A 19,101-nucleotide genomic window follows, 5' to 3' on the forward strand; every position below is an offset into this window, starting at 1 on the left:
TTTCACGGTGGGAAGGGGCTGGCCCTTTCAGCGATAGGTGACGCCAGGCATGACATTTTTGCAGCCGCTCAGCCTCTTCGACGACATGACGCCGCATGGCTATTGCCTGCTCTGGGATCCGGTCCTGATCTGGAGCCACCTGCTGGCCGACATCGCGATCGCCGGCGCCTATCTGTCGATCCCGGCCGCCCTGGCGATCATCGCCCGGCGCCGTCCGGATCTGAACCCCGGCGGCATCTTCTACTTCTTCGCCAGCTTCATCATCCTGTGCGCCATCACCCACATCTTCGGGCTGGTGACGCTGTGGTACCCGCTCTACAGCGTTGAAGCCGTCGCCAAGGTCATGACGGCCGTGGTGTCGGTCGCGACCAGCATCCTGGTCTGGCGGCTGCTCAACGTGATCCTGGCGGCCCCGACCCATGCCGCCCTGCGCGAGGCCAACGAGAAGCTCGCCCGGGCGAATGCCGAATTGGAGCTGCGGGTGGACGCGCGGACGAGGGAGTTGCGCACCGCCAATGAACGCCTGGAGCTCGCCGCGGCGAACGCGCAAGAGGCCGAACGGGTGAAGACCGAGTTCCTGGCGCGCATGAGCCACGAGCTTCGCACCCCGCTGAACGCCGTCATCGGCTTCACCGACCTGTTGTCCATGCAGATCGCCGGGCCGATCAACGAGGTCCAGCAGGGCTATCTGAAAAACGTCCACCTGGCGTCCACTCAGCTTCTGGAGCAGATCAACGACATTCTCGACCTGGAACGCCTGGTGCGGCACGGCCCGTCCTTCACCCCGGAGCCGGTCGCCCTGGACTCCACCATCGTCGAGGTCTGCCAGATGCTGTCCTCCATGGCCAAATCGATGGGTGTGCGGCTGCGCACGGAGGTCGGCTCCGTCAATCGGGTCTGCACCGACGAGCGGGCGGTGCGCACGGTGCTCACCAACCTCCTCAGCAACGCCATCAAGTATTCCAGGCGCGGCGGCACCGTGGAGATCAGCGCCCAGCTCGACGACCGCGGCGTTCAGATCGCCGTAAGCGACCACGGCGTCGGCATTCCCAAGGACAAGATCGACAACGTCTTCGAGCCGTTCTTCCGCGGCCACGAGCGCGACCTGCCCAGCATTGGCGGTACCGGGCTGGGGCTGACCCTGGTCAAGAAACTGGTGGACGCGCTGGGCGGCAGCATCGTCCTGCGCAGCACGCCGGGAGAAGGCACCACCGTGCATCTGACCCTGCCGGAAATGGTCCCCGAGACATCCCGGCTGGTCTATTAGCCGAGCGCGGGGCATGTACACGCCGCCCGTTCGATGTGATACCCAAACCCGATGCGATTTCCGTTTATCTCACGACCGAAAACACCAGAAGTCGAACGCCGCCGACAGCCGCGCCTGCGGCCGCGCGGCGACAGTTTCGTGCGCATCGACGGCCGGGACGTGCCGCTGATCAACTGGTCCGAAGAGGGGTTTCTGGCCGGCCCCTACGCCGGCAGCCTGATCGCCGGACAGAAGGCCACCGTGCGCATCGTCGTGCGCGACTATCACGACCGTATCGGCACCCTGGACCTGGAACTCAAGGTAACGATCAAGCGGGTCTGCAACCCCGGCATCGCCGCCCGGTTCGCAGCACCGGAGCGCTACAAGCGCCAGGCGCTGCAGGCCCACTATGCCGCCAAGCAAGCCGAGGTGAAGAAGCCGTGACCGCTGCCCGAATCTTCGTGGATGCCGATGCCTGCCCCGTGCGCGACGAGGTGCTGGCGGTATCCGACCGGCTCGGCTGCGAGGTCTATCTGGTCAGCAACCGGGGCTTCCGGGTCACCGACCGTCCGAAGGTGCACAACATCGTGGTCAGCCAGGACCTGGACGCCGCCGACGACTGGATCGTGGAAAAGGTCGCGGCCCAGGACGTGGTGGTCACCGGCGACATCCCGCTGGCCGCCCGCTGCCTGGAAGCCGGGTGCCGGGTGATCGACCACAAGGGCAAACCCTTCACCGCCGCCAATATCGGCATGGCGCTGAGCATGCGCGAGCTGATGAGCGACCTGCGGGCGATGGGCGAGTCCAAGGGCGGCGGCCCGGCCTTCACCAAACAGGACCGCTCGCGGTTCCTGGAAGCCCTGGACCGCGCCCTGCGGGACTGAGATCAGACTTCGTCGTCCGGCGCGTAGCTCAGCAGATCGGCCGGCTGGCAGTCGAGCTCGGCGCAGATCCGGGCGAGCGTCTCGAACCGCACCCCCTTCACCTTGCCGGAGCGCAGCAGCGACAGGTTCTGCTCGGTCATGCCGATGCGCTCGGCCAGCTCCTTGCCGCGCATCTTCCGGCGGGCGAGCATGACATCCAGGGTGACGGTGATGGGCACGGGGCGGCGCGCTCTCTGCTAGACGAACTGGCGGTTCTCGTCGGCGATCTCGGCCGCCTCGCGCAGCACCGTGGCCAGCGCCACCATCAGCAGGCCGATGGCGAGCAGCACGATGTCGTCGCTGGAGACCGAGATCTGAAGCTGGCGGCTGCCCGGCGGCATCGCCCGGGTCAGCCAGACCGACAGCAGCGCATGGGCCACGACCTTCGCCGGCACGACCGCGAGCAGCGAGGTCGCGAAGCGTCGTAGACGCACGGCATTCTCCGCGTCGAACAGGTCGCCGGCCGCGAACCGGCCGAACAGCCGCGCCAGATTGAGAAAGCCCCAGATCCCAATCGCCGCCGGCAGCATCGAGATCGCGAAGCCGCCGACCCGATCGAGGGTCGAGAACGCCTCCACCGGCAGGCCGGGCATCACCGAGGGGGCGAACACCTCGAACCGGCTCCACACCCCGATCAGCGCCACCGGCCCCAGCGCGGCCAGCCCCAGGCTGACCCAGCGCATGGCGCCCGCCAGCCGCCGCAACCGCGCCCGGCGGCGCTCGATAGACTGGACCTCACTCATGGATCGCCTCCGAATATCCTCGACTCAATCATCCTATTAGGATAAAAAATTAATGTCTAACGATGATTTTTGGAGTCAGCCATGCGGCTCGCGATCGCGCTTGTGGTCGTCATGACCGGTCTCGGCGGATGCACCTTGAGAGACGCCGGCATCGATCCCGTGCGCTGGGCGAGCGAGATCGCCCGGAGCGGCTGCGAGGCGGCCCGGAACTGCGGGACGGTCGATGAAAACAGGCGGTGGCGCTAATACAGCGGCTCGGGCTTGAGCGAGACCCGGGGCATGCGGCCGCGGCCCAGCGTCATGGTCACATCGTGGGGCAGGTCGACGAATTCCTCGTCCTTGTCGCCGCCGTCCAGGAACATCACCGTGGCGAAGATCGCCGGCCGGTCGAGCACCGTCATCGGGTGGTGCCAGACATTGGCGTTGTAGCTGATGCCCTGGTCGCCCTTGGCCAGAAACAGGGTGAGCTGCTCGGGATCCGGCCGTCCGTCCGCCCCGTGGGGCGCCACCAGCACCAGATAGCGCGCCACATCCACCGGCAGGAAGGACTGGCTGGAGAATTCATGGCGCTCCATCGTCCGGGTCACCAGCGGCAGCGGGCTCGGCATGGTCATGCTGGTGCGGAAGCAGACCTCGGCCGCCGATCCGCGCAGGTTCTGGCTGAAGGCGGAATAGTCCACGCGGCCCGGTCCGGTCGGCCGGGTCAGGACATGGCCGTAGGGAGCGAAGGCGTCTGCGGTCAGCGGGATCGGCGTGAGAACGGTCATCGGAAACCTCGGCGGATGCGAACCGCGCGAGCCTATCCGGCGTCCCTCTTGCGGTCATCCGGGATTCGTTCCGAGGGGAGCTGAATCAGCCCCTGTGCCACCAGCTCGCGGCGCCCCTTCTCCCAGACCGGCTCCGCCTCCTCGGTCGTCATGCGGCCGAAGCAGTTCATGTAGAGCTCGGACAGTTTCAGGAAGCCCGGCTTGTGGCGCTGCGCCCAGGCATCGAGGGTCCAGACCTCATTCGACGGCTCGACGCTGGTGTCGATCCCGCAGAACAGGGCGTCGACCGCACCCTCGGCGGTGCGCGGCCGGCACGGCAGCAGGCCGTAGTCGAAATCCTCGAAGAACAGGATGCGGGCGTCTTCCTCGGCATTTCGGGTCTCGTAGACGATCCCCTCCACCGCGCCGTCCGGATCGGCGACCAGCATCGGGAAAGTGTCCTTCCAGACCCGCACGCGGCGGTAGCCGTCCAGCGTCGCCGGCTCAAACCGGTCGTCGGACACCGGGCGCGCCAGAACCAGTTCCAGCACGTCGCGATCCATCAGGGTTCCGAAAAAGAAATACCGTGTCGACATCGCCCGTTCCGTCCCGCCGGCACCTCATCCGGGCACGATGCCCAGGCTTGCGGCGCACCGATAGACGATCGTGCTGTAGACGGCAATGACAAGAGACGGCAGGTTTGGGCGATGATCGAGAACGAACAGGCGAGCACCGTGTCCGACCAGAAGAGATCCAGGCTGGATCCCCCACTGTTCTGGGGCCAGCGTCTGCCGAACTTCACCGAGCGCACGCGCGACGGCGGGCGTTTCGAATACCACCGCGACGTCACCCGCGGACCGGCGGTGCTTGTCGCCAATCCATCCCGCGACGAGCTGAAGACGATCCTCGACAGCGCCACCGCGGCCTCGCCGGAGGTGAACGTCATCGTTATCGGCGAGGTCGAGACGCCGGCGGACGGTCCGGCGCCCAAGGCGCTCCTGCCCGACCCGGACGGGAGGCTGCGGCGGGCGCTGTTCACGGGCCGGGACGACGTCAAGGCGGTGCTGGTCGCCGATCCGGACCAGCGAGGCATCGCCGCCTTCGAGATCGACGATTATCTGGCCATCCGCCTGGATGTCGCCCTTGCCCCGCTGCGCCGCGAGGCGCCGCAGATGCGGCGGTCGACCGCGCCGGTGCTGATCCTGCCGAACCTCATCGACACCGCCCTGCGCGACGACCTGCTCGACGCTTTCCACCGGCACAACGAGGAAGGCAAGGTCAGCGTGACCATCGACGGCGAGAATGTCGGCCGGGTGGCGCCCCACATCAAGCGGCGCCGAGACCTGACGCTCGACCGCAAGGACCCGCTCTATGCCGCGGTGACCCAGGCCATCGGCAAGCGGCTGATGCCGGAGGTCTACAAGGCCTGGTGGGTCACCCACCTGCGCACCGAGGCGTTCTATGTCGCCAGCTACACCGCCGAGCGCGGCGATTTCTTCGTCGCCCACCGGGACAACACCCTGCCCCATACCGCCAGCCGCCGCATCGCCGTCAGCATCGAGCTGAACGACGACTACACCGGCGGGGGCTTGGTATTCCCGGAATACAGCGACGACCGCTGGCGGGCCCCCATGGGCGGCGGCCTCGCCTTCTCCTGTTCGCTGATGCACGAGGCGATGGCGGTCGAGAGCGGAACGCGGTACGTCCTGCTGGTCTTCCTGGCGGCACCGGGGCAGTAAGGCCTTGCCGGCTCCCCGATCCACGCCATTTCGCAAGGATGCTCGCATGCCGGGCCGCAACCGACCTCGTCCTCGGGAACAAGAAGAATGAGCCCGCGCATTTCCTCCCCCATCGCCGGGGTCCCCGACCATCCCGCGGTCAAGCTGGGCCGCACCGGGGTCCTGCTGGTCAATCTCGGGACGCCGGATTCAACCGAGATTCCGGATATCCGGCGGTACCTCGCCCAGTTTCTGTCGGACCGGCGGGTGATCGAGCTCAATCCGATCCTGTGGAAGGCGATCCTGCACGGCATCATCCTGCGCACCCGTCCGCCGAAAACGGCGGAGGCCTACCGGGCGATCTGGCGGGAAGAAGGCAACGAGTCGCCGCTGCGCTACTACACCCGCGAGGAAGCCGCGAAGCTGGCCCGGCGGCTCGATCCTGCCGGCGAGACGCTGGTGGTCGACTGGGCCATGCGCTACGGCACCCCGTCGGTGAGCGCGCGCATGGAAGCGCTGCAGGAGCAGGGCTGTGACCGCATCCTGATCGTGCCGCTCTATCCGCAATATTCCGCCTCCACCACCGGCACGGTGATCGACGAGGTCGCGCGGGAACTGCTGAAGCTGCGCTGGCAGCCGGCGATCCGCACCCAGCCGGCCTTCCATGACGACCCGGCTTATATCGAAGCGGTGGCCACCGGCATTGAGCAGCACCTGGCGACCCTGGACTGGGAGCCGGAGGTGATCCTCGCGTCCTTCCACGGCCTGCCCAAGCGCTACCTGATGGCGGGCGACCCCTACCACTGCCATTGCGCCAAGACCGCGCGGCTGGTGCGCGAGCGGCTGGGCCTCAGCGAGACGGCGTTCCGCCTGACCTTCCAGTCGCGCTTCGGGCGCGAGGAATGGCTGCAGCCCTATACCGACGAGACCATCGCCGCCCTAGGCGAGAAGGAAGGGGTGAAGCGCCTCGCCGTGGTCATGCCCGGCTTCGTCGCCGATTGCGTGGAGACGCTGGAAGAGATCGCCATGCAGGGCCGCGAGACTTTCGAGGAAGCCGGCGGAACCCACTTCTCCGCCATCCCCTGCCTCAACGACAGCGATGCGGCGATCGACATGCTTGAAGCACTGGTGACCCGGGAACTGGGCGGCTGGTGGGCCAAGCCCTGACTTCAGGCCTAGAGCAAATCGCGCTCAGACGGAAGCATCCGCTCGCGTGAACTTGCTCTATCTTTCATAGGTTAGAGCACGATCGGTTCAGATCGTGCTCTACACGTCAGAAATAGGCGACGGCGACCGCGTCGGGATCCTCGACGCCGATCAGCTCGATCCGGGTACCGCTGGACAGCCGGACGACCGAATAGTCGCCGAAATCCAGTCGCGTGGCGATCTCAACCCCGCTTTGGACGAGAAGCTGGTCCTCGCCCACGTCGAAATCGGCGATGGTGTCCCGGTCCTCGTCCGCAGCGCCGTACACGAAGACGTCTGCGCCGGCCCCGCCGACAAGGCTGTCGTCGCCCGCTCCTCCCGACAGGCTGTCCTGCGCCTGCCCGCCATAGAGGGTGTCGTCGCCGCTCCCGCCGATCAGGATGTCGTCACCCTGGTTTCCGTAGACGATATCGTCGCCGCCCCCGCCGTCGAGCGTGTCGCGGCCGGTCAGGTAGACCAGGTCGCCGTCCACGATAACCGCGCCCGCCTCGCCGTTGCGGCCGCCGGCGATCACGTCGTCGTCGTCCCCGCCCCAGATCGCGTCGTCGTCCTGGCCGCCATACAGCGTGTCCTCGCCGGCGCCGCCGCTCAGGCTGTCCCGTCCGGCATTGCCGTAGAGCACGTCCTCGCCGGCCAGCGCGTTCAGGACGTCGCGTCCGTCGAAACCGAACATGATTTCGTCATCCGATGTGCCGTACAGCACGTCGGCGCCCAGCGAGCCGGTCAGCTCGTCGGTGGTGACGGTAACGGTGATTGTCGGCTGGGGCATGGGACCTCCCGCAGGATCGTGTTCCTGGCACTAACGCGGGACGCCGGTCGTTCCGTCGCGGGATGCACCCCGCCGGGCGACGGGCCTAGAACGCCACCACGCGGTTGCAGCCGGCGGCGCGGGCCTTGGCCACCCGGTCGGCGGCTCGGGCGAGCACGTTCTGCAGATCCGGCACCATGCGGGAGGCGCTGCGCATGATGCCGTCGATACCGACGCTCACGGTCACCGGGATCGCCGTTCCGTCCTCGGCGAAGAAGCGCATCGACTGAACCGCAAGGCGCAGCCGCTGTCCCACCGCGCGGACCGCCGACAGATCGATCTCGGTATGCAGGATGGCGAAGGACGTGGCGTCGATCCGGCCGACCACGTCGTGGCCCCGAACCTCGTTCAACAGGAGCTGGGCCACTCCCCGCACGATCATGTCGGCGCAGGCGCTGCCGTAGCGGTCACCGATGGCGTCCATATGATCGATTTCCACCAGGGTGAGCGCGGAGGCCGCGTGAAGATGCATGCCCAGACGGGTCCGCGCCCGGCTCTCGAACCCGTCGCGGCCGATCAGTCCGGATACCGGATCCTCGGCATAGTCGACCTCGTCGGCATAGGTGTCCTCCGCGTAGGTCGGCATCACCTGACTGTTCATCTCGGCAACCATCGTTCGGCAAACAAAATCGGTTCTGGGCGTCCTTACACTGTCCGCCTAAACCGTAAACATTTCGTTTACAACCTGGGAAACGCATTTCTCCCAGAGATTCACAACGTATTGATGGGAACCTTGAGGACCGGCCGGCCGTCCTCGCCGGTCGGCATATGGCCGCCGCGCATGTTGACCTGGATCGACGGAATGATCAGGCGGGGCATCGACAGGGTGCGGTCCCGTTCGGTCCGCAGCTTCACGAAGCCCGCCTTGTCGTGACCCTCGGCCTCGGCGCCGACATGGATGTTGCGGGCCTTCTCCTCGCCGACCGTGGTCTCCCACCGGATGTTGCGGCCGTTCGGTCCGTAGTCGTGACACATGAAAAGCCGCATCTTTTCGGGCAGGGCCAGTACCTTCTGGATCGAGTCGTAGAGCACGCCAGCATCCCCGCCCGGGAAATCCGCCCGCGCTGTGCCGCCGTCCGGCATGAACAACGTGTCGCCGACGAAGGCCGCGTCGCCCAGCACATGGGTCATGCAGGCCGGCGTGTGCCCCGGCGTGTGCATGGCGAAGCCGGTCATCGAGCCGACCGTGTAAGTGTCTCCGTCCTCGAACAGCCGGTCGAACTGGCTGCCGTCGCGCTGGAAGGCCGTGCCCTCGTTGAACACCTTGCCGAAGGTTTCCTGGACCTCGACGATCTTCGCCCCGATCCCGATCAGGCCGCCGAGCTTCTCCTGGATGTAGGGGGCCGCCGACAGGTGGTCCGCATGGACATGGGTCTCGATCAGCCATTCCACGCTGAGCCGCTGCTCCCGGATGAAGGCGATCAGGGTGTCGGCATGGGCATGGGACAGCCGGCCGGCCGCGTAGTCGATGTCGAGGACCGAGTCGTAGACCGCGCAGCGCCGGGTCGAAGGATCGACCGCCACATGGCTGATGGTGTTGGTGTCTGGATCGAAGAAGCTGGTGACGTCGGGGTGAACCGACATATCGACCGGATAGGTGGGCATGACACTCCTCCCGGAAACCGTCGCCTCGCGCGTTGACCCGCGCTTACCTCCAATATGGGACCATTCGACCCGGGAATCGAGTTTTGGTGCGGCACTGCGACCTAGCGTCGCCAGTTGATCGCCAGCACGCCGGCAATCGCCGCGACCACGCCGGCGACGACCGTCGGGGTCAGCGTCTCTCCAAGCACCAGCACGCCGAGCAGGACACCCACGCCGGCCCGCAGATAGCTCTGGCTGGCCACGCCGAGGGACCCGAGGGTCCGCACCAGCCGGAAGTAGAGCAACAAGGCGATGCCGGTGCAGGCGACCCCGAGGACAAGGGCCGCCGCCACCGCCTTGGGGGAGGGCGTCAGTTCCCAGGGCCGGTCGGCCATCAGGCTTGCGGGGAGCAGCACGGCGGTCGCACAGAGCATGGTCCCGGCCGCCGTCACCACCGGCGGGAGATGGGAGAAGCGCCGCCCGTGCAGGGCCGCACCGGCATACAGGGCGGCACTCACCAGCACGGCGATCTGCGCCGCCACCTGACCGCCCAGCCCATTCAGGGCGTCCGTTCCGACGATCAGCACCACCCCGCCCAGTCCCAGGCAGGCCCCGAGCAGCCGCACCCCGCCCATGGACTCATGGCGGGTCACCAGAACGGTGAACAGAAACACGAACAGCGGCGAGGTCGAGTTCAGCACCGCCCCCAGCGCGCTCTCGATCTGCCGCTGCCCCCAGGCCAGCAATGTCCAGGCGCCATAGCTGTTGAGAAAGGCCTGCAGGAACAGCCGCGCCCAGATCGTCCGGCCCGTGGGCAGGCGCTCGCCCTGTATCAGGGCGATGCCCAGCAGCAGCACTGCCGCCACCGACACCCGGACGGCGATCAGGGTGATCGGCGGGATCTCGGCCACGGCGACCTTGAGCAGCGGGTACGACCCGCCCCACAGCAGGGCGAGGCACCCGAGCAGGGCGAATTCGAAGAGCGGCGGCGCAGCGCGGGGCGGCATGGCGGGTGTCTCGACCGGTGAAGGTGACCCACGCTAGGCGGGGTCCGGGCCGACAAGGTTCGGCGCCGGCCGAACCATACGGCTTTTCTCGCCGGACGGCCCCGTCTACCGTCGCGCCATGAGGATCCTGCCGACAATCCCGCCCTGGCTGCGCGTCGCCATCGGCGCCCAGTGCGGGCTGCTGATCGGCATGGGGCTGGGCCGGTTCTCCTATACGCCGATGGTCCCGGCCCTGATCGCCTCGGGCAACCTGAGCGAGGCCGAGGCAGGCTATGTCGGGGCGATCAATCTCGGCGGCTATCTGCTCGGCGGCCTGTCGGTACCGTGGCTGTTGCGCCGGGCCGACCGGGTGGCGTGGCTGCGGGCGGCGATCTGCGTGTCGGTGCTCTGCCTACTCGCCAGCATCGTGCCGGGCGGGTTCCTGTGGCTCGCCTTCTGGCGCGGGCTGATCGGCATCGCCGTGGCGGTGATCATGATCCTTGGCATCTCCAGCGTCACGGCGACGGCCCCGGCGGGCCGCACCGGCCTCGCCAATGCCGTGGCCTATACCGGGGTCGGTCTCGGCATCCTGCTGTCGGCGGCCGGACTCCCCTGGCTGCTGGCGATCGGGGAGGTCTGGGCCTGGAGCACCGCCGCTTTCATCGGCCTCGCCGCGCTCGCCATCGCCCTCTGGGCGTGGTCCGGACCGGCGGCCGAGGCGGCACGGAGGATCCCGGCCCCACCCGCCGGCCTCGGCGCCGCCAGGGGGGACGGGCTGCGGCTGGTCGTGGCCCAGGGACTGTTCGCCGTCGGGCTGGTGCCGCATTCGATCTACTGGGTGGATTACCTGATCCGGTCGCTGGGCTGGAGCGCCGGGGCGGCCGGCGCGCAGTGGGTGCTGTTCGGCGCCGCCGCCATCGCCGGCACGCTGGTCTGGGGGCGGATCGGCGACCGGATCGGCTTCCGTCCCGCCCTGGTCGCGGTCTATCTGAGCCTGGCGCTGGGCGCGGTGCTGCCGGTGCTGGTGACGGCGGCGCCGGCCATCCTTGCCTCGACCCTCCTGGTCGGTGCCCAGCCGGGCCTGACCGCCATCATCGCCGGACAGGCCCAGAAGATCATGGGGCCGGGGTCGATGCTCGGCCTGTGGCGCTGGATGGTGCTGTCGGTCGGCGCGGCCCAGCTCGTCGGCGGCTATGCCCTAGTGGCGCTGTTCAACGCCACCGGGTCGTACCTCGCGGTGTTCGGGGTCGGCGGGCTCGCCTTCGCCGCCGGTGCCGTACTGGTCGCGGGGCTGAAGGCCGGCCGCGCTTAAGCCGCGAAGGCGCTGCGGGCGCCGCCGCTCTTCTGGGTCTTGAAGATCGAGCCGGAGACCGGTGCGGGCGGCAGCGGCATGCGGATCGGCAGGGCCTCCATGCGCGGGGTCATGGTCAGCTCGCCGGTGATCACCCGGGTCTGCAGATCCGCGTAGAACTTCCGCTGACCCATGCTGTGCAGGTGGGAGCCGGCGCCCAGGATCGGCCAGGCATCGGCCGCCTGGCATTCGTAGAACAGGATCAGCCGGTTGCGGTCGCTGTTGTTGGGTGCGGAGCCGTGCAGGGCGCGGACATGGTGCACGGTCATCGTCCCCGCCTTGCCGGTCAGGGTCACCGCCTGATCGTAATGGAAGTCCGGATCGGACGGGTCGATCGCCCCGCAGAACAGGCCGTCGGCATTGGTATGGGCCAGGACCGGGCCCTTGTGCGAGCCGGGGATGACCTTCAGCGGACCGTTGCTCTCGTCCACATCCTCGAGCATCAGGCCGAAGGCCAGAAGATCGTCGTTGGTATGCGGGTAGAAGGCCCAGTCCTGGTGCCACTCCACTGCCTGGCCGCCCCCGGGGGCCTTGGTGTTGAGCTTGCTCGTCTGCAGCACCGTGTTCGGGCCGAGCAGGTCGGTCAGCACCTCGGTCATCGCGGAGTTCTTCAGCACGTCCCAGTACAGCGGGTCGACCAGATGTGGCAGCTTGATGCGGGTCAGGCGCGGATTGTCCGGACCGTGCCCCTCGTCCAGATCGTAGACATCGTCAGTCTCGGTGACCGTGCGCGAGCCGTCGATCAGCCGGTAGGTGGTGTCGCGCAGGGCGGCGAGCTGCTCCGGCGTGACGGCGTTCTCGACCATCAGGTAGCCGTTCTCGTTGTAGAAATCGATCTGCTCGCGCGACAGCATGGCATTCCTCCCTGGCTGGTTATGTTATCGGTAACATAGCGTCGGAAAACTCGTCAATGGTACCGATATCATCTATGGTCGGCCCGGGTGTCCGAGGAGCAGAGATGACGATCGAGAGCGGCGGCTGGGTGACGATGGGCGAGGTGGCCGAGAAGGCCGGGGTGTCCAAGATCACGGTGTCGCGGGTCCTGCGGACGCCGGACAAGGTGCGGGAGGAGACCCGTGAGCGGGTGCGCGCCGCCATCGCCGAACTCGGCTACGTGCCCGACGAGGCGGCAGGCGGCCTGTCCTCGCGCCGCAGCCGGATCGTCGGCGCGGTGATCTCCACCCTCGCCGGCTCCACCTTCGCCTCGACCGTCGACGGACTGGGCGCCCGGCTGCGGCAGAACGATCACCAGCTCCTGCTGGCCGGTACCGACTACTCCTCCGCCAAGGAGGCCGAGGCGGTCGGCGCCATGCTCGGCCGCAGGCCGGACGGCCTTGTCCTGACCAGCACGGCCCACACGGCGAACGCGCGCCAGACCCTGGCGGCGAGCCGGATCCCGGTGGTCGAGCTCTGGGAACTGCCGGTCGACCCGATCGGATACGCGGTCGGCTTTTCCAACCGCGACGCCGGGGCCGCCATGGCGCGGCACCTGCTGGCGACCGGACGGCGGCGCATGGCCTTCATCGGCACGTCCGGCGAGGGCGATCGCCGGGGGCGCCTGCGCTACGAGGGGTTCGCCGAGATCCTGGCCGACAGCGGCCTGGCGGAGGCGCGGGCGACCGCCGCCTCCTCCGGCACCCAGACCGCCCGCGGCGCCCGCGGCCTCGCCGCCGTGCTGGAGCGCTGGCCGGATACGGATGCGGTATTCTGCTCAAGCGACGCGCTGGCCCTGGGGGCGCTGAGCGAGGCCGGACGGCGCGGCCTGCGCGTGCCGGACGACCTGGCGATTGCCGGATTCGGGGATTTCGAGTTCGCCGGAGAGTTCGGCCTGGGTCTGACCACCGTGCGGATCCCCGGCCTGCGGATCGGCGAGACCGCCGCCCAGTTGATCCTCGACGTCAACGCCGGCATAGAGCCCGCCTCCCGCACGGTCGATCTCGGCTTCGAGGTGATCGACCGGTCGACAACGTGACCCGTGAGGGTTGACGCAAGTCAACGCATGGATCTTCAACTCACGATATACGTCCTCATGTAGAAACCGTGAGGAGGAATGACCATGACTGACACGATTCTTGTTCCCGTCGATCTGGAGCATACCGAAAAGCTCACGAAGGCTTTGGATGTCGCAGCCGCGATCGCCAAGACGGAACAGGCGGAAGTCTGTTTTCTCGGCGTCACGGACTCTGAGCCGAGCGCCGTCGCCGCCACGCCCGAGGCCTATGCGACGAAGCTTACGGCCTTTGCCGAGGACCAGGCGAGGCAGCGGGGTATTTCGGCCAAGTCGAACGCCGTGATCGTCCACGACACGCCGGCCGAACTGGCGAAGGCCATTTTGGGAGGCGCGGAGGAAGCAGGCGCCGACCTGATCGTCATGGCATCGCATCTGCCGGGTCTGCAGGAGCACGTGTTCGCCACCAACGCCGGCTACATTGCCAACCACGCGCCGATCTCGGTTTACGTGGTGCGCTGAGGAGGCCGCGCGACTCCCGACGCCCCGGACACAGTGTCATGCGCCGCTGAGGGTGGGACATGGCAGGCCGGTCGGGGTAGGGTTGCGAAAAACAGCCCTGGAAACGCCCCCGAATGCCTTCCCCCCTCTCCCTGCTTCGGCGCATCGGCGCTGAGACGGCGCGCTGCGACCTGCCGATCCGGTGCGCCCGGCCATGAGCGAGTGGCATCCCGACAATCGCCGTGCCCTGCGGAACATCCTGATCCTGCTCGGATCGTTCTTCGTCATCGTCCAGATCAACCGGTCGGCCGGCGGCGTGCTGGCGAACTACCTGGGCAGCAACCGAGGCTTGTCGCCGACAGACATCGGCACCGTGATGGGGGCGATGTTCTTCGCCTCCGCCGTGGTGCAGCTTCCCACCGGCCTGCTGTTCGACCGCATCGGCGCCAAGCGCACCCTGGTGATGATGGGGCTGGTCGCGGTCTGCGGCATCGTGGTGTTCGCGGTGGCGGAGGAGACCTGGGCGCTGGTCGCCGGCCGCTTCATGATCGGCCTCGGCCATGGCGGGGTGATCACCGCCGTCTACCTGATCGCCATGGGATGGGCGCCACCTGACCGGGTGGCGCAGGCCACGGCCAGCCTTGTCGGCATCGCCGGCGGCATCGGCGGGGTGATGGCCACCGCACCGCTGGAGATGCTGCTTTCCGAGGCGGGGCTGACCACGACTTTCCTGGTGGTCGCCGCCCTCACCCTGGCGCTGACCGCCGTCATCCAGTTCACCGTGCAGGACGGCCCGGCCTCAGGCGGGGTGCGCCGCGATCCGGAAACCTTCGCCCAGTCGCTCGCCGGGCTGTGGGAGGTGATCCGCATGCCGGAGCTGCGCCGGATCTACGTCATGGGCTTCTGCTTCACCGCGCCGTTCATGACCATCGGCGGGTTGTGGGCCGGACCCTATTTCACCGACGTCCAGGGTCTCAGCCACGAGCAGGCCTCGCTCGCCCTGCTGATCATGGTGGTGGCCCTGCATGTGGGCACCTTCCTCTACGGCCCGCTGGAGCGGCTCGCGTCGTCGCGCAAGCGCCTGATCCTGAGCGCCGTGGCCCTGGAGGTCGCCTGCCTGGGCGTGCTGGCGGTCTGGCCCTCGGCGCCGATCTATGTGGCCGGGCCGATCCTGTTCGTCTTCGGCTGCGTGGCACCCTTCTTCGTGGTGCTGGCGAGCCATGCCCGCGGCTTCGTGCCGCCGCACCGGGCCGGCCGGGCGATCACCACGATCAACCTCGCGGGTCTGACCGGCGTCTTCGTCCTGCAGACGGCGACGGGAGCCGCCATCGACTGGGTGCAGGCGACCGGGGGCGCGGCCGAGACCGGTCACCGGATCGTCTTCACCCTGGTGATCGCCGCCCTGACCCTGTCGGCCCTGATCTATGCGGGCCAGCCGGAACAGCCGCGGAAGGGCTGAGATCAGCCCCCTTTGCGGACCTCGGCGACCAGCTCGGCGAGTTGCTCCTTGGAGATCGCGCCGGGCACCACATGCTCGCCGATGGTGAAGGCCGGCGTTCCCTGGATCGACAGGGCCTTGGCGAGGTCGTAGGACTTGCGCACCTGATCCTGAAGGGCCGGATCCTGCATGTCCGCCTTCAGGGCGTCGACGTCGAGGCCGACCTCCAGCGCCACCTGGAAAACCGCCTCCGCCGTCAGCCGGCCGCGCAGCTCGAGCAGCCCGGTGTGGAACGCCTCATACTTGCCCTGCCGGTCGGCGGCGAGCGAGGCCAGCGCCGCGGTCTCCGAAGCGGGGCCGAGGATCGGGAATTCCTTCAGGACCAGCCGGACGTTCCCGTCCTCCTTCACCAGTTCCATCAGCGGCGTCATCATCGATTTGCAGTAGCCGCACTGGTAGTCGAAGAACTCGACGATGGTGACGTCGCCGTTCGGATTGCCGAGCACCGGATCGCCGGGATCGCGCTCGAGAGCCTCGCGCCGGTCGACCAGAGCCTGCTTGGCGGCGGCATTCTTCTCGGCCTCCTCGCGGGCCTGCATGATGGCCACGCTCTCCAGGATGATCTCGGGATGCTGCAGGATGTAGTCGCGCACCAGCGCCTCGATCTCCGCCTTGCGTTCCGGCGAGAGGGGACCGTCATGGGCGAGTGCTGGCCCGGCGAAAAGCGCGGCTGAAAGGAGGGCGGCGGCGAAGGCGGTCCGACTCATCGGGATCTCCAGAAGACGATTTCGCGCGCATCCTGTCGCAGGACGCCGAACCCGTCCACCGCGCCGACCCTCTCGGGCCATCACGGTGACGTCATTTCTTGCGCTTGTCCGCCGCCCGCTCCCGCTTGGCGAGTTCCTCGATGTCCAGGGCCCGTAGCATGGAGGGCGTGCCGGGCTTCAGCATGGTCTGGGCCCGCTTCGACTGGATCTCAGCATCTTCCCACCTGCTCTGGCGCACCGCTTCCTCGGCCAGCGACAGGGCGGCATTGCCGATATCGCCCAGCCGTCCCTGGGCGGTCGCGAGCTGGCGCCACAGGAAGGGCGAGTCGCCCTCGGTCCGCCGAGCGGTCTGAAGATGGTCGAGGGCTTCGCGGTCGGAGGCCGGGTCGTTGCGGGCGAGCAGCACCTGCGCCAGGGAGATCTCGATCAGCCCGGCCTGCGGTGCGAGCTGCTGCGCCTTCTTCATCGGTGCTACCGCCGCGTCGATCTGGCCACTCTCGAACAGGAGCTGGCCTTCGAGCTCGTGCATGTACGGGTCGCTCGGGTTCTCGGCGACCATCTCGCGGGTGAGCGCGATGGCCTTGGGATAGTCCGGCACCTCGCGATACGCGATCGCACGGGCCAGCCGCGCCGGCAGGCTGGTATCGGTCTCCGGATATTTGCGGAACGTCTGAGACGGCGACCGGATGAAGCCGTGCAGCTTGGCGACGATGCGGTTGAATTCGGCCACCTGCTCCGGCGACGCCGTCTGGTCCGAGTATTTCGAGGAGGCCACATGGGCCTCGACCGTGTTGAGGCGATCCCGGGTGAACGGATGGGTGGACATGTAGGGCGACTGCCGGGAGGCCGACAGCAGCTCCTGGCTGGCCAGTTCCTCGAAGAACCGGGCCAGCCCCCGCGCCGACTGCTGCGTCGCGTCGAGATAGCTCAGCGCCGCCTGGTCGGCCGCGGATTCCTGGGCGCGGCTGTACTGCAGGAAGCTGCGGACCGCGGCCGATTGACCGCCGATGGCGATGGCGGCACCGGCATCGCCCCGTCCCGTCGCCACCGCCGTCGCGATGCCGACGATGGCGGAGACCAACGCCGCGTTGGAGGCCGACGCGATGGCATCGGAGGTGCGCGCCAGATGGCCGCCGGCGATATGGCCGGTTTCGTGGGCGATCACCCCGATCAGCTCCAGCGGCGAGCGCATGGCCATGATCAGGCCGGTATTGAGGAACAGGTTCTGGCCGCCGGCAACGAAGGCGTTCAGCTGATCGTCGTTGATCAGATAGATCGACACCGCTTCAGGATTCACGCCGGCGGCTTGGAAAAGTGGCGTGGCCAGATCACGGATGCTAGCTTCGATTTCCGCGTCCCGGATGAGGCTGCGTTTCTGCGCATGCGCGCCCGAGACCACAGACAGAACCATGAGTGCGGCGGTCGCTGCCGCGATTAACCACCGCCCCGGTCCAAAAATGATTCGCTTCACGCCAGCGCCCAATCCCGATCATTTCCGCCCGCACACACACTACCGGTCAGATGGGGATCGGGAAAGGCAGACGCAAAGTCCCCCTCGTTCCATCAGGGGATCCGGCGCCCGACGGGCGGCCCTCGGCCTGCTTCTGGCGGCCGGGTTTCTGTCAGCCTGCGAGTCCGACACCATCGACCTGACGGAAGGGTTCTACGGAACCGTGGTCGCCGAGGAGCCGCGCGCCGCCCTGCTCGCCCGCGACGTGCTGGTGGACGGCGGATCGGCCGCCGACGCCGCGGTGACCATGTTCTTCGCCCTGTCGGCCACCCTGCCCAGCTCGGTCGGCGTGACGGCGAGCGGGTCGTGCGTGGTTCACGACCCGGAGAGCAAGACCGTTCAACTCCTGGACTTCCTGCCGCGCCCGTCCAGCGATGCGCCCAACGCGATCGCCCTGCCCCTGGCGCCGCGCGCCATGTTCGCGCTGCATGCCCGCCACGGCACCAAGCCGCTCGGCGAGCTGATCATCCAGGCCGAGCGCATCGCTCGCTTTGGCGCCCCGGTCAGCCGGGCCTTCGCCGAGGAACTCGCTGCCGATGGCGCCGTCCTGGCAAGCGATGCAACCGCGTCCGCGGTGTACCTTCCGGGCCGCCGTCCCGCCGCCCAGGGAACGGAATTGTCCCAGGTCGTGCTGGCGGCGACCCTCGCCCGTCTGCGCTCCGAAGGGGTCGGCACACTCTATTCTGGCGGGCTCAGCCGGGAGTTTATCGACGGCGCCGCCGCGGCCGGCTACGCCGTCGATCCGAACCGCCTGAACGACGCACTGCCCGCGTGGGTCCGCGTCACCGAGATCGAACACGACAACCATGTCTGGGGCCTCGCCGCCCCGACCCAGAACGACCTGCGTCTGGTGCAGGCCGCCCTCGGCATGCTTCTGAAGAGCGGCGAGTGGGACACCGGCGACGACGGCGACCGCGCCGATCTGATGGCGATCGCCCTCAGTGAGGCCACCCTTCTGGCGGCAAGCAACGCCCCGGTCGGGCCGGAGTCGCTGGACCTGGCAGTATCCCGTCTTACCGCCGGCCGCCTGGCCGACACCGCGCAGCAGCCGCAACTCGCGGCGACGCTCGGGACCAGTTCCGGCCATCGTGCCGGTGCGACCTCGTTCTTCGCCGTCGACAGCCGGGGCCAGGGGGTCGGCTGCGCGGTCGGTCTAGGTGCGCCGTTCGGCACCGGCAAGATGATCCCGACCCTGGGCGTCTTCCTGGCACCGGTCCAGGCTGAAGCCGTGAACGGTCCGGGCGCCTATGCGCTGATCGTCGGCAACGAGAATACCGGCCAGTTCCACATGGCAGCCTCCGGGGCCGGCGGACGGCGGGCCATTTCCTCGATGCTGGAGACCGTTCTCGACCACTGGGTCCGCCGGATCACGATTGAGGACGTCCCCGCCCTGCCGCGTACCCACTATGCCGGCGGCATCAACACAGTCTTCGTCGAGCCGTCCATGGCGGCACCGGTCGTCGGCGACCTGCGCCAGCGCGGCTATCAGGTGGCCCCGGCTCAGACCATCGCGACCGGCAGCGCCTTCCGCTGTGTTGAGGGTCTGCCCCGGCGCGAGACCCGCTGCGGCGCGGCGAAGGATCCGCGCAGCAACGGCCTGATGTTCTTTGAATTCGGAGGGTAAAC

General features: G+C 68.1%; 22 protein-coding genes. 11 read left to right on the forward strand and 11 right to left on the reverse strand.

Annotated elements, in window-relative coordinates; all coding sequences use genetic code 11:
• Positions 1 to 49: 49 nt before the first annotated feature.
• The 3 genes from T8K17_RS00825 (at position 50) to T8K17_RS00835 (ending at position 2,130) form a co-directional block, all read left to right on the forward strand.
• Positions 50 to 1,267, forward strand: a complete 1,218-nt coding sequence (locus tag T8K17_RS00825; protein ID WP_322332636.1) for an ATP-binding protein — start codon at positions 50 to 52, stop codon at positions 1,265 to 1,267.
• Positions 1,268 to 1,405: 138 nt separating this feature from the next.
• Entirely contained in the window at positions 1,406 to 1,690 is a 285-nt protein-coding gene (locus T8K17_RS00830) for a hypothetical protein (protein ID WP_322332637.1), read from the forward strand.
• Positions 1,687 to 2,130, forward strand: a complete 444-nt coding sequence (locus T8K17_RS00835; protein ID WP_322332638.1) for a YaiI/YqxD family protein — start codon at positions 1,687 to 1,689, stop codon at positions 2,128 to 2,130. The genes T8K17_RS00830 and T8K17_RS00835 overlap by 4 nt, the downstream gene beginning before the upstream one ends.
• 2 nt (positions 2,131 to 2,132) lie before the next feature.
• On the opposite strand, the gene T8K17_RS00840 is transcribed toward T8K17_RS00835, so the two are convergent.
• Positions 2,133 to 2,348, reverse strand: coding sequence for a helix-turn-helix transcriptional regulator (locus T8K17_RS00840; RefSeq protein ID WP_322332639.1), 216 nt, complete (start codon positions 2,346 to 2,348; stop codon positions 2,133 to 2,135).
• 18 nt (positions 2,349 to 2,366) lie between these two features.
• A complete protein-coding gene (locus T8K17_RS00845; protein WP_322332640.1) occupies positions 2,367 to 2,912 on the reverse strand; it encodes a DUF2975 domain-containing protein in 546 nt (181 codons plus the stop codon).
• 81 nt (positions 2,913 to 2,993) lie between these two features.
• On the opposite strand from T8K17_RS00845, the gene T8K17_RS00850 reads away from it, so the two are divergent.
• Complete coding sequence (locus tag T8K17_RS00850) at positions 2,994 to 3,158, forward strand: hypothetical protein (RefSeq protein ID WP_322332641.1); 165 nt, start codon at positions 2,994 to 2,996, stop codon at positions 3,156 to 3,158.
• Here the strand turns inward: T8K17_RS00850 and T8K17_RS00855 are convergent.
• Complete coding sequence (locus T8K17_RS00855) at positions 3,155 to 3,679, reverse strand: ureidoglycolate lyase (RefSeq protein WP_322332642.1); 525 nt, start codon at positions 3,677 to 3,679, stop codon at positions 3,155 to 3,157. The genes T8K17_RS00850 and T8K17_RS00855 overlap by 4 nt on opposite strands.
• Before the next feature lie 32 nt (positions 3,680 to 3,711).
• Positions 3,712 to 4,254: a gamma-glutamylcyclotransferase family protein gene (locus T8K17_RS00860; RefSeq protein ID WP_322332643.1), complete on the reverse strand. Its 543-nt coding sequence runs from the start codon at positions 4,252 to 4,254 to the stop codon at positions 3,712 to 3,714.
• 111 nt (positions 4,255 to 4,365) lie between these two features.
• On the opposite strand from T8K17_RS00860, the gene T8K17_RS00865 reads away from it, so the two are divergent.
• Positions 4,366 to 5,397: a 2OG-Fe(II) oxygenase gene (locus tag T8K17_RS00865; RefSeq protein ID WP_322332644.1), complete on the forward strand. Its 1,032-nt coding sequence runs from the start codon at positions 4,366 to 4,368 to the stop codon at positions 5,395 to 5,397.
• A gap of 87 nt (positions 5,398 to 5,484) precedes the next feature.
• Positions 5,485 to 6,543, forward strand: coding sequence for a ferrochelatase (gene hemH, locus T8K17_RS00870; protein WP_322332645.1), 1,059 nt, complete (start codon positions 5,485 to 5,487; stop codon positions 6,541 to 6,543).
• Between the two features lie 106 nt (positions 6,544 to 6,649).
• On the opposite strand, the gene T8K17_RS00875 is transcribed toward hemH, so the two are convergent.
• The 4 genes from T8K17_RS00875 to T8K17_RS00890 all read right to left on the reverse strand — a co-directional run bounded on the left by T8K17_RS00875 (position 6,650) and on the right by T8K17_RS00890 (position 9,981).
• Entirely contained in the window at positions 6,650 to 7,351 is a 702-nt protein-coding gene (locus tag T8K17_RS00875; protein WP_322332646.1) for a calcium-binding protein, read from the reverse strand.
• 85 nt (positions 7,352 to 7,436) lie between these two features.
• Positions 7,437 to 7,991 (reverse strand): GGDEF domain-containing protein, encoded by a 555-nt coding sequence (locus T8K17_RS00880; protein ID WP_322332647.1) that lies wholly within the window; start codon positions 7,989 to 7,991, stop codon positions 7,437 to 7,439.
• A gap of 110 nt (positions 7,992 to 8,101) precedes the next feature.
• Positions 8,102 to 8,974, reverse strand: coding sequence for an MBL fold metallo-hydrolase (locus tag T8K17_RS00885; protein ID WP_416153187.1), 873 nt, complete (start codon positions 8,972 to 8,974; stop codon positions 8,102 to 8,104).
• Between the two features lie 122 nt (positions 8,975 to 9,096).
• Positions 9,097 to 9,981: a DMT family transporter gene (locus tag T8K17_RS00890; RefSeq protein WP_322332649.1), complete on the reverse strand. Its 885-nt coding sequence runs from the start codon at positions 9,979 to 9,981 to the stop codon at positions 9,097 to 9,099.
• A 118-nt stretch (positions 9,982 to 10,099) separates the two neighbouring features.
• Between T8K17_RS00890 and T8K17_RS00895 the strand changes: the two genes are divergently transcribed.
• On the forward strand, positions 10,100 to 11,272 hold the full coding sequence (locus tag T8K17_RS00895; protein ID WP_322332650.1) for a YbfB/YjiJ family MFS transporter: 1,173 nt from the start codon (positions 10,100 to 10,102) through the stop codon (positions 11,270 to 11,272).
• On the opposite strand, the gene T8K17_RS00900 is transcribed toward T8K17_RS00895, so the two are convergent.
• Positions 11,269 to 12,165: a phytanoyl-CoA dioxygenase family protein gene (locus T8K17_RS00900; RefSeq protein ID WP_322332651.1), complete on the reverse strand. Its 897-nt coding sequence runs from the start codon at positions 12,163 to 12,165 to the stop codon at positions 11,269 to 11,271. The genes T8K17_RS00895 and T8K17_RS00900 overlap by 4 nt on opposite strands.
• Positions 12,166 to 12,269: 104 nt before the next feature.
• Here T8K17_RS00900 and T8K17_RS00905 point away from each other — a divergent pair, with 104 nt between their 5' ends.
• From T8K17_RS00905 to T8K17_RS00915, 3 genes are all read left to right on the forward strand, one after another.
• Positions 12,270 to 13,283, forward strand: a complete 1,014-nt coding sequence (locus T8K17_RS00905; protein ID WP_322332652.1) for a LacI family DNA-binding transcriptional regulator — start codon at positions 12,270 to 12,272, stop codon at positions 13,281 to 13,283.
• Between the two features lie 84 nt (positions 13,284 to 13,367).
• Entirely contained in the window at positions 13,368 to 13,781 is a 414-nt protein-coding gene (locus T8K17_RS00910) for a universal stress protein (RefSeq protein ID WP_322332653.1), read from the forward strand.
• Between the two features lie 193 nt (positions 13,782 to 13,974).
• Positions 13,975 to 15,219, forward strand: coding sequence for an MFS transporter (locus tag T8K17_RS00915; protein WP_322332654.1), 1,245 nt, complete (start codon positions 13,975 to 13,977; stop codon positions 15,217 to 15,219).
• A 2-nt stretch (positions 15,220 to 15,221) separates the two neighbouring features.
• Here T8K17_RS00915 and T8K17_RS00920 read toward each other — a convergent pair whose 3' ends face one another.
• Both T8K17_RS00920 and T8K17_RS00925 read right to left on the reverse strand, forming a co-directional pair.
• Entirely contained in the window at positions 15,222 to 15,965 is a 744-nt protein-coding gene (locus T8K17_RS00920; RefSeq protein WP_322332655.1) for a DsbA family protein, read from the reverse strand.
• Positions 15,966 to 16,056: 91 nt separating this feature from the next.
• Positions 16,057 to 17,376, reverse strand: a complete 1,320-nt coding sequence (locus T8K17_RS00925; protein ID WP_322332656.1) for a M48 family metalloprotease — start codon at positions 17,374 to 17,376, stop codon at positions 16,057 to 16,059.
• Positions 17,377 to 17,638: 262 nt separating this feature from the next.
• On the opposite strand from T8K17_RS00925, the gene T8K17_RS00930 reads away from it, so the two are divergent.
• Positions 17,639 to 19,099, forward strand: a complete 1,461-nt coding sequence (locus T8K17_RS00930; RefSeq protein ID WP_322332657.1) for a gamma-glutamyltransferase — start codon at positions 17,639 to 17,641, stop codon at positions 19,097 to 19,099.
• Positions 19,100 to 19,101 lie beyond the last annotated feature (2 nt).

The sequence above is a fragment of the Thalassobaculum sp. OXR-137 genome (assembly GCF_034377285.1).
In the GTDB taxonomy this organism is placed as follows: Bacteria; Pseudomonadota; Alphaproteobacteria; order Thalassobaculales; family Thalassobaculaceae; genus Thalassobaculum.